Source organism: Pantoea sp. RG18, assembly GCF_025910075.1.
GTDB lineage: Bacteria > Pseudomonadota > Gammaproteobacteria > Enterobacterales > Enterobacteriaceae > Pantoea > Pantoea agglomerans.
In genome coordinates, this window is the sequence record NZ_JAPCIL010000015.1 from 83,154 (window position 1) to 97,682 (window position 14,529).

Genomic DNA, 14,529 nt, shown 5'->3' on the forward strand with positions numbered 1-14,529 from the left:
ATTTGCCTTTTCACATACACGGAAACTATCTGGATGAAACAGTTATCACTTCGCACGGGGTTGCTGGCATTGCTGGCATTTATGACACTGCTGCTGTTGGCGGTGAGTTTTATGGGTATCGTGGCAATTAACAAAGGGAATCGCTCGCTGGATGTGATCAACCGCATTCAGGGGATCGAGCTGAACAGTCTTTACCAGAGCAATGCCGATCTGATGCGGGCCCGCGCTAACGCCGCGCTGGCGGTGCGTAAAATTGAAATTGGTTTGCTGGAAGAGGGGGCGGCAGTAACAAAACTGTCGCAGGCGGATGTGGTCTCATCAAAGCAAAGCCTGAAGCGCTTTGTGGACGCCGGAACGGTGACGGCGCACGGCAAAAAGCTGGCCGATGCGGTTTCGGCCAGTTACAAAGCCTATCTCGACCAGGGCATCAAACCGATGATGAACGCCCTGGATAAGCAATATACCGACGAGTATTACCAGCTGCTGGAAGGCAACCTGGCGACGCTGGCGGCCAGCTACAACAAGGCCGTCACGGACTTCAGCCAGCTGGCCGATCAGATCACCCAGGCCCAGCTGGCGCAGGCGGCCTACAACGAAACCAAAATGAAAATCCTGATCGCCGTGGCGGTGGTATTAACACTGCTGCTGCTGGTACTCGCCTGGCAACTGCTGCGCCGGATGCTGCTGCAGCCGCTGAACCTGGCCATTCTCCATCTTGAGCAGGTCGCGGCGGGCGACCTCTCGCAGGCGCTGCCACCGTCGGGCAACAATGAGCTGGGGCGGCTTAATCATGCGCTCGCCGGGATGCAGCAGTCGTTGCGTACCTCGGTGAGTCAGGTGCGCGAAGCGAGTATGCAGATCGACATCGGCAGCCGTGAACTGGCCGCGGGCAACGTCAATCTGTCGCAGCGTACCGAAGAGTCCGCCGCCTCGCTGGAGCAGACTGCCGCCAGCATGGAGCAGCTCACGGCAACCGTGCGGCTTAACGCCAGCAATGCCCAGCAGGCGCACCAGCTGGCTAACGCGGTCTCTGATACTGCCGATCGCGGCGCGGAGGTGGTCTGCTATGTGATGGAAAAAATGCATGAGATTACCGACAGTGCCAATCGTATCGGCGACATTCTTGGCGTGATTGATGGTATCGCCTTCCAGACCAATATCCTGGCACTCAACGCCGCCGTTGAAGCGGCGCGCGCAGGCGAGCAGGGCCGTGGCTTTGCGGTGGTGGCAAACGAAGTGCGCACGCTGGCACAGCGCAGCGCTAACGCGGCCAAAGAGATCCGTACGCTGATTAGTGATTCACAGTCGAGGGTCAAAGAGGGCAGCGAGATGGCGACGCGGGCCGGGGAAACCATGGATGAGATTTCTGGTGAGGTCATGCGCGTAACGGCACTGATGAAAGAGATCTCGATGGCCTCCGACGAACAGAGCCGTGGCATTGAGCAGGTTAATCTGGCGGTCACACAGATGGATGCGGCGGCGCAGCAGAACGCGGCGCTGGTAGAGCAGGCCACCGCCGCGACCCAGTCGCTGGAAGCGCAGTCCGATCAGCTTCAGGCAACCATGGCGCAGTTCAGGTTGCAGCCTGAGTAACACCGATGAGCGCATCCTCTATGCGCTCATTATCCCGCTGTTTTTTGCGTCTTACGCTGCGCCTGTCGCATAAGCGGTTTCCCCGCATCTCCCTCGCCGAAGATTTCTCCTTAGCCTGAATGGTGTTCAGTCCGGACCTTATTCGCTAACATTGCCCGCAGACCATTATGTTACAGAATCGGGAGCAAAGACGTGTACGCTTCAGTTATTGAAAACATCGACAAATTATTGTCCACATATGAACATTCACCGCTCTTTTTTATGTTAATAGTGGGCCTGTTTTTTGTGGCAGGGATACTTCGCTGGCTCTCTAAGAATATAAAGGGCGAACACCTCTTCCAGCATACAATTAATAATAAAATGCGGTTCATAAAGAATGAACTCAGTGAGGGGTTAGTGAGCGAGCGGGAACAAGCACAGCTGACAAGCCGTTATATCACCCTGTTAAACCAGAAAATATATGGGGTAAAAAATAGCGCCATCCAGCAAGAAGTTATTAAAATTATCGATACATCCAGCGAAATCACAAATTTTAGATATTTTGCCGTACATCAGTATACGCTCAGCCTCAGCCGTAACGGCCGATTATACTTTAACAGAGAGAAGATAAATTCCCGGTTCTTTACTGCTATTGCGCTGTTAATCTGCAGCCTGTGCCTGCTGGCTCTGGGCTTTTTGATGATTTATGCGAGCCTTTTTATCGGGCTGGTGGTCTGCACGTTGAGTCTGATTTTATATTTCGCCGGGCTGGATCACTTTCCGGCTAGCCCGGGTATGCGTAAGCGGGCAGAAGAAGAGATAGAAAAGTATTACCAGCATTGTAATGCCTGCGATAGCCGCGAAACGGAAAAAAATAAGCCTGCATTAAGCAGGCTTTGAATATGTCACTATCTACGCCGGATTAACCCTGACGGCAATCCGGGAACTCGGCCAGGAAACGCTCAACGTCGTTCACCATCGCCTCGTTACCGCAGTAGAACGGGCAGCGCTGGTGCAGCGTGACCGGTGGAATATCCAGAATACGCTTCTGACCGTCGCTGGCTTTACCGCCCGCCTGCTCTGCCAGGAACGCCATCGGGTTGCACTCATACAGCAGACGCAGCTTACCCTGAGGATGGCTGGCGGTGCTTGGGTAGAGGTAGATGCCGCCTTTCAGCAGGTTACGATGGAAATCCGCGACCAGCGATCCGATGTAACGTGAGGTATAAGGACGGTGCGTTGGCAGATCCTCTTCCTGACAGAACTTCAGATATTTCTTCACACCCTGCGGGAAACGAATGTAGTTACCTTCGTTAATGGAGTAGGTGTAACCCGTTGGTGGATAGGTCATACGTTCGTGGCTGAGGCAGAACACACCCAGAGACGGATCGTAAGTAAACGCATGCACGCCTGCACCGGTGGTATAAACCATCATGGTGGAGGAGCCGTAAACCACGTAACCGGCAGCGACCTGCTTGTTGCCTGGCTGCATGAAGTCAGCTTCAACAACCGGCGTACCCGGCTCGCTGACGCGGCGGTAGATAGAGAAAATGGTGCCGACGGAAACGTTAACGTCGATGTTAGAAGAACCATCCAGTGGATCCATTAACACCACGTACTTACCGTTTTCTTCACCTTCAAAGATCACAAACTCGTCTTCTTCCTCAGAAGCGATACCGGCGACGATGCCGCGTGCTTTCAGTGCTGCCTTCAGTTTCTCGTTGGCAAACAGATCAAGTTTCATCTGCTGCTCACCCTGAATATTCTCGACGCCGCTGGCACCCAGAATATCCACTAAACCGGCTTTGTTGATATCGCGGTGGATGATTTTGGCACCCAGCTTAATAGCGGAAATCAGCGCTGTCAGTTCACCTGTAGCGTGCGGAAAGTCATGCTGCTTCTCGACGATAAATTCGCCCAACGTTTTCATAACACATTCCCTGAATCTTCGATGGAGTGGCAGCACGCGTAACAGTCTGCCAACGGATGCGTACGCAGTTTAGCCGATTGAACTTCAAAAACCATAGTCCTAATCCGTTTCTTCCATCTGCGAGCGGCGTTACACTGTGCGCCGAACTTTTGAGTAATGGATCACGTAATGCGCATTCACATCCTCGGGATTTGTGGCACTTTTATGGGCGGTCTGGCGATGCTGGCCCGTTCACTTGGTCATCAGGTGACCGGGTCAGACGCCAACGTTTACCCACCTATGAGTACTCTGCTTGAACAGCAAGGTATTGAATTAACAGAAGGTTACGACGCCAGTCAGCTTGACCCGGTGCCTGATCTGGTGATTATCGGCAACGCGATGACGCGGGGTAATCCTTGCGTGGAAGCGGTGCTGGAACGCAACATTCCTTACCTCTCTGGCCCGCAGTGGCTGCACGATTTCGTGCTGCGCGATCGCTGGGTGCTGGCGGTCGCGGGAACCCACGGCAAAACCACCACAGCCGGCATGGCAGCGTGGATTCTCGAGGCCTGCGGCCTTGAGCCAGGCTTTATTATTGGTGGTGTGCCCGGAAACTTCGATGTCTCGGCAAAATTAGGAAAAAGTCCATTCTTCGTGATTGAGGCGGATGAGTACGACTGCGCGTTTTTCGATAAGCGTTCCAAGTTTGTCCATTACTGCCCACGTACGCTGATCCTCAATAATCTTGAGTTTGATCACGCCGATATCTTTGACGATCTGCGCGCGATCCAGAAGCAGTTCCACCATCTGGTGCGGATCGTACCGGGCCAGGGCAAGATCCTGCTGCCGGAACATGATCCTAACCTCAAACAGGTGATGGCGATGGGCTGCTGGAGCGAGCAGGAGAACGTGGGCGAGCACGGGCGCTGGCAGGCGAAGAAGCTCACCAACGATGCGTCTCACTGGGAAATCTGGCTCGACGGCGAAAAAGTCGGGGAAGTGAACTGGGCGCTGGTGGGTGAACACAATATGCACAACGGGCTGATGGCGATTGCTGCCGCGCGCCATGTGGGTGTGAGGCCGGAAGATGCAGGCCAGGCGCTGAACAGCTTTATCAATGCGCGTCGACGGCTGGAGCTGCGCGGCGAAGTGAACAGCATCAAAGTCTATGATGACTTCGCCCACCATCCGACCGCGATTCTGGCGACGCTGGCTGCCCTGCGTAGCAAAGTTGGCGGCAGAGCGCGTATCCTGGCTGTGCTGGAGCCACGCTCTAATACCATGAAGATGGGCGTCAGCAAGAACGATCTGGCACCGTCGCTGGCGCGTGCTGATGAGGTCTTTCTGTTCCAGCCGCACCATATTCCGTGGCAGGTATCAGATGTCGCAGAAGCGTGCATTCCGCCTGCGCACTGGAGCGCGGATATCGATACCCTGGTGGAAATGGTGGCCAAAGCCGCTCAGCCAGGCGACACGATTCTGGTCATGAGCAACGGCGGGTTTGGTGGCATCCACCAGAAGCTGCTGGACAGGCTGGCATAATGTCACAGGCGCCCGTTTCGGGCGCTTTTTTTTTAAAAGCATTATCTCCGGAAATATTATTCCCTCAATAAATCCCGCATATTTTTGAATTCGATCTGCTTACTCTTCCTGCCGTTGCCATATTTTTCTTATTAGTGTCTGAAACAGAAAGGCCGCTCTCGCCGGTTATTTCTAGCATCATCCCTGTAGTAACTGAGGAACAATAATTAACGCGTTAAAGTTAAAGGGATAAATAACAGTCTCTCTTTATGCGCGATCTTATATTGATGAGGTTTTTAAATATAAGTTAACTCTGGGTTAAACGAATGAGTTCGGATAATTCATTGCTCTGATTACCACTAATAAGGATGTTCATATGGGAAATAATAATTCATTGTCGTTTTTGCTGGGCGCCGCGTTGTTATGCAGTTCTGCTGCGGCGCTGGCCACGGCCACCGTTGATTACCGGCATGAGTACCGCCTTCGCGACCGCACGCACTACGACAAGCTGGGTCTGAGCACCACGCTGCCAGACAATATGTTTCTCGGCGTCGAAACCAAATTCAAAACCGGCGGCGCCGATCCAAAAGACAAATATTATAACGACACCGTGTTAAATGTGGTGGAGGTGACCTTTCTGAAGTCGTATTACTGGGGAAACTGGACAGTGTCGCCTTTTATTCAGCCAGAGTTTAACTCCTCGCGCACTGAATGGAAATTTGGTGTGGCACCCTGGTATAAATTTAATGATCGCTGGTCTCTCGGTGGCCTTTATCGTCTTGAGCTGACCGATTATGCGCATGACGATCAATGCCGCACCGGCGGTATTGATTATTGCGATGCTGACCGGCATCGCACTGCCAACCGTTTTGATCTCTATCTGCGAAATAAAAGCGATCGGCTGACCACCACCTATAAGCTGGTGTATAAGCACGCGGATGCGAAACTCTTTGCCAATAAACATGACGATTACGAACAGGAGTTACAGTTCGATTATGCGCTTGGCAACGATCGCGTCTGGGTGCCTTACGTCACCTTTGGCGATATCGGACGTTCTGCGACATCGAGCGAACGCCAGCTGCGGCTGCGCACCGGTATTCTCTATATCTATCGATAAATGCGCTGCCGGGAGGCGGGCGAGGCTGCCCGCCATGGCGTTACTTCGCTTCGGCCAGTTCGCGCAGATACTGGAAAATCTGACGGGCAGACTTCGGCGGCTTGCTGCCCGCTTTCTCTTTCTGCGCGTTACGGATCATGCTGCGTAACTGCTGACGATCGGCATCGGGATAAAGCGCAATCACGTCGCCCATCGCTTCATCACCCTGTTCAATCAGACGATCGCGCAGCATTTCCAGTTTATGGAACAGCGCAACCTGCTGGTTATGGCGATTATTGAGCTTATCCAGCGCAACGCGGATCGGCTCCACATCAATACTGCGCAGCAGTTTACCGATCAGCTGCAGCTGACGACGGCGACCCTCTTTCTTGATGCGCTGTGCCAGTTCCACTTCGGTACGCAGGCGCTCATCCAGCGGGATTTTATCCAGCGAGTTTTTACCCAGATCAACCAGTTCGGCACCCAGGCGCTTTAACTCTTCTGCATCGCGTTTAATTTCACTCTTACTGACCCAGATAATCTCTTCATCTTCTTCTTTGTCATTATCTGGCACATCGTCGAGCCACTCATCGGGCTGTTTGGTCATTTCCGGGCTCCCAAAAAAAAGAGGCTAATCCTACCAGTTTATCGGGTGACTGCGAAATTGTTCTCTGACTCTGATAGACTCAAATCATTCACACATAAGATTAGACGGCAGGTCGATGAACGTATCTACTCAGGTTGCAGAACAGCGAAAAGTACTGGAGCAGGCCATTGCGCAGGCACTTGAACTGGCTAAAGCAAGCACTGACAGCGCGGAAGTGGCAGTCAGTAAAACCACCGGCATCGGGGTCAGCACCCGCTATGGCGAAGTGGAAAACGTCGAATTCAACAGCGACGGTGCGCTGGGCATCACCGTCTATCATCAGAATCGTAAAGGCAGCGCCTCATCGACCGACCTCAGCCCGGACGCGATCAAACGCACCGTGCAGGCGGCGATTGATATTGCGCGCTATACCTCGCCCGATCCCTTCGCCGGTCCGGCCGACGCAGAGCTGCTGGCCTATGATGCGCCAGACCTGGATCTCTACCATCCGTGGGAGATTGATGCTGACCGCGCCATTGAACTGGCTGCGCAGGCGGAACAGGCATCACTGCGCGCCGACAAGCGTATTACTAACACTGAAGGTGGCAGCTTCAACAGCCACGTCGGCATCAAAGTCTTTGGCAACAGCCACGGTATGTTACAGAGCTACTGCTCAAGCCGTCACTCGCTCTCCAGCAGCGTGATTGCCGAGCAGGATGGCAACATGGAGCGCGACTACGCCTACACCATTGGGCGCGCGTTTGAAGATTTGAAGAGCCCGGAGTGGGTTGGTGCAGAGTGCGCGCGCCGCACGCTCTCTCGTCTGGCACCGCGTAAACTTCCGACCATGAAAGCCCCGGTGATTTTCGCCTCTGAAGTGGCAACCGGCTTATTTGGTCATCTGGTTGGCGCGATCAGCGGCGGCAACGTTTACCGTAAATCGACCTTCCTGCTGGATTCTATGGGTCAGCAGATCCTGCCGGAGTGGCTCACCATCAATGAACAGCCGCATCTGCTGAAAGGGCTCGCCTCCACGCCATTCGACAGCGAAGGGGTGCGTACCCAGGCGCGCGACATCATCAAAGATGGCGTGCTGCAGACCTGGCTGTTAACCAGCTACTCAGCCCGCAAACTGGGCCTGACCAGCACCGGTCACGCTGGCGGCATTCATAACTGGCGCATTGCGGGCCAGGGCCACAGCTTTGACGACCTGCTGAAGCAGATGGGCACCGGGTTAGTGGTGACCGAACTGATGGGACAGGGCGTCAGCGCCATTACCGGTGATTACTCACGCGGTGCGGCCGGGTTCTGGGTCGAGAATGGCGTTATTCAGTACCCGGTCAGCGAAGTGACTATCGCCGGAAATCTCAAAGAGATGTGGCGCAATATGGTGACCATCGGTGACGATATTGAAACCCGCAGCAATATCCAGTGCGGTTCAGTGTTACTGCCTGAGATGAAGATAGCGGGACAATAAAGATGGATTCCTGAAGCAGCCGGTTGGCTGCTTTTTTTTCATCACAATAAAAAGGAAGTAATGATGCGTAAGCATGTGATTGCAATGTTGTCGGCTTCTCTGTTGTTCTCCAGCGTCAGTCTCTATGCGGCGGATCTGGAGCAGGATATGGATACACTGAATGCGAACCTGAAAATCGTCAAAAAAAGTGACAATGCTCAGGAGATGCAGCAGGCGTTAACCAAAATGCGTGCCGCAGCGCAGGATGCGCGACAGGGCACGCCGGATAAGCTGGAAGGCCAGCCGGCTGACAGCCCACAGGTGAAAGATTTCCATGCCGGTATCGACTCGCTGATCGCGCAGATCGATGTGGTCAGCGCGCTGGCGAAAGCCAACAATGTGGACGGGGCGAAACGCGAAGCAGCGAAGTTCGACGACATCCGCAATACCAACCATAAGAAATTCCGTTAATCAGATCGCCGGCCAGCCAGGCCGGCGGTTTTTTACCATCACTTCTGCTTATCACCGTACCCTGAACCCCAGCGCGTCCGGCTTGTCGCCGCACAACATCACCGCTTTTCTCGGTTAAATCCATCAAATTATGCATTCTGCGACGCGTGTCGCACTAAGCATGCAGCCTGCGATCTGACGCACAACCTTCACTTCAATTTCCACTTGCTGCTGGAAATGTTGCCTCTCCACAGCCGGGGCGATGACCGCTAATTTGTTTTTAACGCGAATTATCCGGTTTAACAGGAGTAGCAAGGTGAGTAATAACGGCGTCCCGGTGTATGAAGCGGCACCTGAGAAAGTGCAACAGCTGGCTGACAGCGTGATGACGCAGATTGCTGCGATCTATCAGCAGCAGGGTATTCAGCCCAATGCGGTTCAGCAGCAGATGCTGCAATCGCATGTCGGTGCCATGGCGTCACGCTCGCTGAGCGGTGAGCCGCTGCCGGAAGTGGAAGCGGAGCTGTTTGAGGATATTCCGCCGGAAACGTTAGCGCTGGCGCAGCAGGTCGTCGATCTGTTTGGCAATCTGCCCCGCGAAGAGGCCTGGCTGCTGTCAGTGCATATTGAAGTCGCGCGATCAAACAACCAGAGAGGAACATAAGATGGTAACAGTAGTGATTGGCGATCGTTTAGGTAAAGGACAGAAAGTGGCTGCGGGCATCGAAAAAGCGGGTGGCCGTGCCGTCGTGGTGCCAGGTGTCGCCGCTGACATGAAACTGGGTGACGTGATGAAGGCGGAAAACGCCGATTTCGGCATCTCGTTCTGCGGCAGCGGCGGCGCCGGTGCTATCACCGCTCAGAACAAATATGGCTACAAAGCAAAACATGGCATGCGTTCTGTCGACGAAGGCGTCACCGCCATTAATGAAGGTGCCACGGTGCTGGGCTTCGGCTTTATGGATAAAGAAGAGTTAGGCGAGCGGCTGGTGCAGGCCTGGAACAAGAAGCACGGCAGCTGATTATGAAAGAACAATACGTTACCCAGGTGACGGTCGAGGGCAAAGGCGACACCAAAGCGAAAGCCTTTGCCGATGCCCTGAGTCGTGTGCAGAACCAGGTTCTGCGCGCGACGCAAAAAATTCTGCTGCGCATTGAACCTCAGGATGTCCGGGTGCTGCGCGCGCAGGAGAGCGTCAAAACCGAGAAGTTTCTCTTCTTCTTTCTGGCGCGCCAACGGCGGAGCTTCAGCGTCACGCTGGAGATCACCGTCAGCGTCACCGTTTTCGACACCGAACAGGTGGCGTTCACGGCGGCATCGTAAAACAGAGCCTGTTAACGCCAGCCAGCCGTTTGCCCGATGCTCTGCTGTCGCGACATCGCGATGATCAGGCGTGGGCGATGCGGCGGCGTGCGATTGGGCAGGTAAAAACGACAACAAGGTACAACAACATGTTTTTAATCATTTTGTTTAAGTCGTTGATCATTGGCGGGCTGGTAGGGGTCGGCGTCGGTGCGGGTGCTGCGCGCATGTTCCACGCGCCAACCACTCAGGGCATGGGCGCTTTCCGTACGCTGGGCGAACTGAACTCGTGCGAGGGCGATCCGGCATCCCACTTCTCCTTTGGTCTTGGCTTCTTTTTCAATGCCTGGGCATCGTCGGTTGCAGCCGGTTCATTCACTCAGGATGTGGATCATCGCATCATTCCAAACTGGGGTGCGGCCGCCTTGATGGTGAAGAATCGTAATGTGGCGGAGACGCTGCACGATCCGAAAAAAATGGCCATCGCCTGCGGCATCATCGGCATGATCGTGGTCGCCTTCCTCAACTCCACCGCCTCGGCTGTTCCGGCTGCGCTGCAGGTCACGGCAGTCAAAGTGCTGGTGCCCGCCGCTAACCTGCTGGTGAACACCGTCATGCCGGTGATCTTCTGGCTGGCGGCGATCGACGCGGGCAGAAAGTCAGGCTTCTGGGCCACCATTTTTGGCGGTCTGGCACAGCTGATCATGGGCAACGCCGTGCCGGGACTGGTGCTGGGAATCCTGATCGGTAAAGGCGTGGAAGAGAGCGGCTGGAACCGGGTCACCAAAGTCATGATGACCGCCATCGTGCTGCTGTTTGTGCTGAGCGGCTTCTTCCGTGGTTTCGATATGAAGCTGCTGCAGTCCTTCCAGCTCGGCATTCCCGGCTGGCTCGACATGATCCATAACTCAGTCAGCGGCAAATAAGAGGCGATGCGATGAACGAAAATAAAGGCTTCTGGTACGCCGACTGGTCTTTCCCGATCTTTGTTGGCCTGCTCTCTTCTGGCGTCTTTGCCGGGACACACATGTATTACCTCTATGGTATCGGCGCGTTCAACGAAGTGGCGTTTGTGTCGATGCTGCGTGCAGGCATGGAGACCGGCGTCTACGGCGCGGTCGCCGCCTTTGGTGCCAGCTTCCTGTTCGCTCGTATCATCGAAGGCTCGCTGGTGGGCATTCTGGATATCGGCGGGGCGATTCAGACCGGCGTCGGGCTGGGCGTTCCGGCACTGCTGCTGGGTGCGGGCATTGTCTTCCCGGTGGCGAACTTCGCTGCCTCGCTGGCGACGGGCCTGGTGATTGGTGTGGCGATTGGCTACCTGATTATTCTGGCGCGTAAATTCACCATCAATCAGAGCGACTCAACCTACGGCGCAGACGTGATGATGGGTGCGGGTAATGCCTCGGGGCGCTTTCTGGGGCCGCTGATCATCCTGTCAGCCATGGCGGCATCCATTCCGATTGGCCTGGGTTCGCTGCTGGGCGCGCTGCTCTTCTATCTCTGGAACAAGCCCATTACCGGCGGCGCCATCCTCGGCGCGATGATCCTTGGGGCACTGTTTCCGATTGCTCTCTGATCTCACCGGCAGCCCGGCAGCGGGCTGCCGTTAAGGAGAAACCATGTACGACTTGATTATTCGCGGTGCGCGTCTCAGCGATGAGCAGGTGGTCGACATTGCGCTGCAGGATGGCCGCATCGCCGCCATAGGCAAGGTGCAGGGTAACGCGCAGCACGAGCGCGATCTGGCTGGCCGTTACTACCTCAGCGCAGGCTGGATCGACTCCCACGTTCACTGCTATCCCAAATCACCAATTTATCATGATGAAGCGGATGCGATTGGCGTAGCGCATGGCGTCACCACGGTTGTCGATGCGGGCAGCACCGGCGCAGAGCACATTGATGACTTTTACCGGCTGACACGCGCGGCACAGACCCAGGTTTATGCGCTGATCAATATCGCCCGCACCGGCATCGTCACCCAGAATGAGCTGGCTGACATGACGCAGATAGATGGCGAGGCGGTGCAGCAGGCGGTGGCGCGGCTGCCCGATTTTATTGTCGGCCTCAAGGCGCGCATCAGCAGCAGCGTGGTGGGCGAGAATGGTGTGCAGCCGCTGATTAAAGCGAAGGCGATCCAGCAGGAAACCGGCGGGCTGCCGCTGATGGTTCACATTGGCAATAATCCGCCCAATCTCGACCAGATTGCGGATCTGCTCACCACGGGTGACATCATCACGCACTGCTTTAACGGCAAACCCAACCGTATCCTGACGCCGCAGGGTGAACTCAAAGCGGCCGTAAAACAGGCTATCGCGCGTGGCGTCAAACTCGATGTCGGCCACGGCAGTGCCAGCTTCAGCTTTGAAGTCGCCCGCGCGGCGATTGCGCAGGGCATTCTGCCCGACACCATCAGCTCTGACATCTACTGCCGCAATCGTCTGGCCGGACCGGTTCACAACCTGGCGCATGTGATGTCGAAATTTTTCAGTGTCGGTATGACGCTGCCGCAGGTGATTGACTGCGTAACGGTCAATGCGGCGGCAGGACTTCGCCTGCAGCGCAAGGGCCAGCTGAAAATCGGCTACGACGCCGATCTGACGGTGTTTAGCGTCAAAGAGGAAACCCGGCCATTCATCGATTCAGAAGGTGAACAGGTCGCAGGTGAGAAGCATCTGGTCCCGCTGGCGGCCGTCGTTGCTGGTACGTGGATCGCGACTGAAGAAGGAATAGCGCATGACCTCGGTATATGAAAAGTATGGCCTGAAGCCGGTGATTAATGCCTCTGGCCGTATGACGATCCTCGGCGTCTCTACGCCATCGAGTGAGGTGATCGATACGGTGAAATATGGCCTCGATCACTACTTCGAAATGAAAGATCTGGTGGATAAGACCGGTGCTTATATCGCCGGTCTGCTGAAGGTGGAGAACGCGCTGGTGGTCTCCTGCGCCTCGGCCGGTATCGCCCAGAGCGTGGCGGCGGTGATTGTGAAAGACAACGACTGGCTGGTGGATAACCTGCATGCCGCGCCGCTGACCGTCCCGCATCAGATTGTGGTGCCGAAAGGGCACAACGTGAACTATGGCGCACCGGTCGGCAGCATGGTGGCACTGGGTGGCGGACAACTGGTGGAAGCGGGTTACAGCAATGAGTGCTCACCCGCCCAGCTGGCGGCAGCGATCACCCCACAGACCGCGGCGATCCTCTATGTAAAATCGCACCACTGTGTGCAGAAGAGCCATCTCGATGTGGCGCAGGCCGCAGCCGTTGCGCGCCAGCATGGCGTCCCGCTGATCGTCGATGCGGCGGCAGAAGAGGATCTGCAATGCTACTACCAGGCGGGTGCCGATCTGGTGATCTACAGCGGAGCAAAAGCGATTGAAGGGCCGACCAGCGGACTGGTAATTGGCCGACACCACTACGTTGAGTGGGTCAAACGCCAGACCAACGGCATTGGCCGCGCGATGAAAGTGGGCAAAGAGGGGATCCTGGGGCTGACCCAGGCGATTGAAAACTATCTGACGCAGCCAAAAATCAGTGGTGCGCACATGGCAGAAAAAATGACGCCGTTCATTGAACAGCTCAACAGTCTGAATGGCGTGACGGCCCGGGTAGTGTGGGACGCCGCCGGACGCGACATCGCCCGGGCTGAGATCAAGTTCGACGAAGCCGCGATCCAGCAGCGCACCGGCGATCTGGTGCAGGCGCTGAAAAACGGCGATGTGGCGATCTACTTCCGCGGCTACAAAGCCAACGAAGGGATCATTGAGGCGGACGTGCGCAGCGTCAGCGCCGATCAACTGCACACTATTTTCACCCGCATTCAGGCACTGTTAAACGGAGAGAAAAACGCATGACGCTGACCCCCAATTTCTATCAGGATCGTCTCTGCCTTAACGTACTGGCGGGATCGAAAGAGAATGCGCGCGCCATCTGGCAGGCGGCAGAAGGGCATGTGCTGGTCGGCGTGCTGTCGAAAAACTACGCCAGCAATGAAGCCGCTATCGCCGATATGCGCGAGTATGCCGCGCTGATCGATAATGCGCTCTCGATTGGTCTGGGTGCGGGCGATCCCAACCAGTCACAGATGGTGAGTGAGATCGCGGCAGTGCTGCAACCGCAGCATGTGAATCAGGTCTTTACCGGCGTCGCCACCAGCCGTGCGCTGCTGGGGCAGTCGCAGACGATAGTGAACGGTCTGATCTCGCCCACCGGTACGCCAGGCCAGGTGAAAATCTCCACCGGACCGCGCAGCTCAAAACAGCGTGATGGGATTGTGCCCGTCGAAACGGCGATCGCGATGCTGCAGGATATGGGCGGCAGCTCGGTAAAATATTTCCCGATGGGCGGTCTGCAGGCGGTGGATGAGTATCGCGCTGTGGCGGAAGCCTGTGCAAAGCTGGATTTCTGGCTGGAGCCTACCGGCGGTATCGATCTGGAAAATTTCGGTGAGATCGTGCGCATTGCGCTGGAGTCGGGCGTCAGCAAAGTGATCCCGCACGTCTACAGTTCGATCATCGACAAAGCCAGTGGAGAGACCCGCATTGAAGATGTGAAGCAGTTGCTGGCCATCTGTAAAACGCTGCTGGCTTAGAGATCAACACGATCTGCCTGCAACAGGCTAGATCGCGCAAC

At 55.6% G+C, this 14,529-nt stretch carries 16 protein-coding genes; 14 read left to right on the forward strand and 2 right to left on the reverse strand.

The annotated features are described in order from the left end of the window. Positions 1–33: 33 nt before the first annotated feature. Both OK409_RS16690 and OK409_RS16695 read left to right on the forward strand, forming a co-directional pair. Positions 34–1,593, forward strand: coding sequence for a methyl-accepting chemotaxis protein (locus tag OK409_RS16690; protein WP_264367242.1), 1,560 nt, complete (start codon positions 34–36; stop codon positions 1,591–1,593). A gap of 192 nt (positions 1,594–1,785) precedes the next feature. Next, on the forward strand, positions 1,786–2,472 hold the full coding sequence (locus OK409_RS16695; RefSeq protein WP_033772710.1) for a hypothetical protein: 687 nt from the start codon (positions 1,786–1,788) through the stop codon (positions 2,470–2,472). 22 nt (positions 2,473–2,494) lie between these two features. On the opposite strand, the gene fbp is transcribed toward OK409_RS16695, so the two are convergent. Continuing rightward, complete coding sequence (fbp, locus tag OK409_RS16700) at positions 2,495–3,502, reverse strand: class 1 fructose-bisphosphatase (protein ID WP_010256459.1); 1,008 nt, start codon at positions 3,500–3,502, stop codon at positions 2,495–2,497. A 168-nt stretch (positions 3,503–3,670) separates the two neighbouring features. On the opposite strand from fbp, the gene mpl reads away from it, so the two are divergent. Next, positions 3,671–5,023, forward strand: coding sequence for a UDP-N-acetylmuramate:L-alanyl-gamma-D-glutamyl-meso-diaminopimelate ligase (mpl, locus tag OK409_RS16705; RefSeq protein ID WP_179257520.1), 1,353 nt, complete (start codon positions 3,671–3,673; stop codon positions 5,021–5,023). A gap of 355 nt (positions 5,024–5,378) precedes the next feature. Next, positions 5,379–6,119 (forward strand): oligogalacturonate-specific porin KdgM family protein, encoded by a 741-nt coding sequence (locus OK409_RS16710; protein WP_264367243.1) that lies wholly within the window; start codon positions 5,379–5,381, stop codon positions 6,117–6,119. A gap of 40 nt (positions 6,120–6,159) precedes the next feature. On the opposite strand, the gene yjgA is transcribed toward OK409_RS16710, so the two are convergent. Then, the gene (gene yjgA, locus OK409_RS16715) at positions 6,160–6,705 is read right to left on the reverse strand and encodes a ribosome biogenesis factor YjgA (RefSeq protein ID WP_264367244.1); all 546 of its coding nucleotides are present in this window, start codon (positions 6,703–6,705) and stop codon (positions 6,160–6,162) included. Between the two features lie 115 nt (positions 6,706–6,820). On the opposite strand from yjgA, the gene pmbA reads away from it, so the two are divergent. The 10 genes from pmbA (at position 6,821) to dagF (ending at position 14,488) form a co-directional block, all read left to right on the forward strand. After that, positions 6,821–8,161 (forward strand): metalloprotease PmbA, encoded by a 1,341-nt coding sequence (gene pmbA, locus OK409_RS16720; protein ID WP_010256470.1) that lies wholly within the window; start codon positions 6,821–6,823, stop codon positions 8,159–8,161. 63 nt (positions 8,162–8,224) lie between these two features. Then, a complete protein-coding gene (gene cybC, locus OK409_RS16725; protein WP_010256473.1) occupies positions 8,225–8,611 on the forward strand; it encodes a cytochrome b562 in 387 nt (128 codons plus the stop codon). A 295-nt stretch (positions 8,612–8,906) separates the two neighbouring features. Continuing rightward, positions 8,907–9,254 carry a glycine dehydrogenase gene (locus tag OK409_RS16730; protein ID WP_022623928.1) on the forward strand — a complete coding sequence of 116 codons (348 nt, stop codon included), beginning with the start codon at positions 8,907–8,909 and terminating at the stop codon, positions 9,252–9,254. A 1-nt stretch (position 9,255) separates the two neighbouring features. After that, positions 9,256–9,612 (forward strand): SFCGS family glycine-rich protein, encoded by a 357-nt coding sequence (locus OK409_RS16735; RefSeq protein ID WP_010256477.1) that lies wholly within the window; start codon positions 9,256–9,258, stop codon positions 9,610–9,612. A gap of 2 nt (positions 9,613–9,614) precedes the next feature. Continuing rightward, positions 9,615–9,914 (forward strand): DUF4312 family protein, encoded by a 300-nt coding sequence (locus OK409_RS16740; RefSeq protein ID WP_010256479.1) that lies wholly within the window; start codon positions 9,615–9,617, stop codon positions 9,912–9,914. Between the two features lie 128 nt (positions 9,915–10,042). Continuing rightward, positions 10,043–10,819, forward strand: coding sequence for a DUF4311 domain-containing protein (locus tag OK409_RS16745; protein WP_010256480.1), 777 nt, complete (start codon positions 10,043–10,045; stop codon positions 10,817–10,819). Between the two features lie 11 nt (positions 10,820–10,830). Then, entirely contained in the window at positions 10,831–11,472 is a 642-nt protein-coding gene (locus tag OK409_RS16750) for a DUF4310 family protein (RefSeq protein ID WP_010256482.1), read from the forward strand. A gap of 43 nt (positions 11,473–11,515) precedes the next feature. Then, positions 11,516–12,646, forward strand: a complete 1,131-nt coding sequence (locus tag OK409_RS16755) for an amidohydrolase/deacetylase family metallohydrolase (protein WP_192033486.1) — start codon at positions 11,516–11,518, stop codon at positions 12,644–12,646. Then, positions 12,630–13,751: a DgaE family pyridoxal phosphate-dependent ammonia lyase gene (locus OK409_RS16760; RefSeq protein WP_245115935.1), complete on the forward strand. Its 1,122-nt coding sequence runs from the start codon at positions 12,630–12,632 to the stop codon at positions 13,749–13,751. Before OK409_RS16755 ends, OK409_RS16760 begins: the two co-directional genes overlap by 17 nt. Next, positions 13,748–14,488, forward strand: a complete 741-nt coding sequence (dagF, locus tag OK409_RS16765) for a 2-dehydro-3-deoxy-phosphogluconate aldolase (RefSeq protein WP_158148969.1) — start codon at positions 13,748–13,750, stop codon at positions 14,486–14,488. Before OK409_RS16760 ends, dagF begins: the two co-directional genes overlap by 4 nt. The last annotated feature ends 41 nt before the right edge of the window (positions 14,489–14,529 follow it).

What these genes read in the sequence shown, in the direction of transcription:
- OK409_RS16690 (WP_264367242.1), top strand. Translation starts at nt 34, where the DNA reads ATGAAACAGTTATCACTTCGCACGGGGTTGCTGGCATTGCTGGCATTT.
- dagF (WP_158148969.1), top strand. Translation starts at nt 13,748, where the DNA reads ATGACGCTGACCCCCAATTTCTATCAGGATCGTCTCTGCCTTAACGTA.
- cybC (WP_010256473.1), top strand. Translation starts at nt 8,225, where the DNA reads ATGCGTAAGCATGTGATTGCAATGTTGTCGGCTTCTCTGTTGTTCTCC.
- OK409_RS16735 (WP_010256477.1), top strand. Translation starts at nt 9,256, where the DNA reads ATGGTAACAGTAGTGATTGGCGATCGTTTAGGTAAAGGACAGAAAGTG.
- fbp (WP_010256459.1), bottom strand. Translation starts at nt 3,502, where the DNA reads ATGAAAACGTTGGGCGAATTTATCGTCGAGAAGCAGCATGACTTTCCG.
- OK409_RS16710 (WP_264367243.1), top strand. Translation starts at nt 5,379, where the DNA reads ATGGGAAATAATAATTCATTGTCGTTTTTGCTGGGCGCCGCGTTGTTA.
- OK409_RS16750 (WP_010256482.1), top strand. Translation starts at nt 10,831, where the DNA reads ATGAACGAAAATAAAGGCTTCTGGTACGCCGACTGGTCTTTCCCGATC.
- mpl (WP_179257520.1), top strand. Translation starts at nt 3,671, where the DNA reads ATGCGCATTCACATCCTCGGGATTTGTGGCACTTTTATGGGCGGTCTG.
- yjgA (WP_264367244.1), bottom strand. Translation starts at nt 6,705, where the DNA reads ATGACCAAACAGCCCGATGAGTGGCTCGACGATGTGCCAGATAATGAC.
- OK409_RS16745 (WP_010256480.1), top strand. Translation starts at nt 10,043, where the DNA reads ATGTTTTTAATCATTTTGTTTAAGTCGTTGATCATTGGCGGGCTGGTA.
- pmbA (WP_010256470.1), top strand. Translation starts at nt 6,821, where the DNA reads ATGAACGTATCTACTCAGGTTGCAGAACAGCGAAAAGTACTGGAGCAG.
- OK409_RS16760 (WP_245115935.1), top strand. Translation starts at nt 12,630, where the DNA reads ATGACCTCGGTATATGAAAAGTATGGCCTGAAGCCGGTGATTAATGCC.
- OK409_RS16740 (WP_010256479.1), top strand. Translation starts at nt 9,615, where the DNA reads ATGAAAGAACAATACGTTACCCAGGTGACGGTCGAGGGCAAAGGCGAC.
- OK409_RS16755 (WP_192033486.1), top strand. Translation starts at nt 11,516, where the DNA reads ATGTACGACTTGATTATTCGCGGTGCGCGTCTCAGCGATGAGCAGGTG.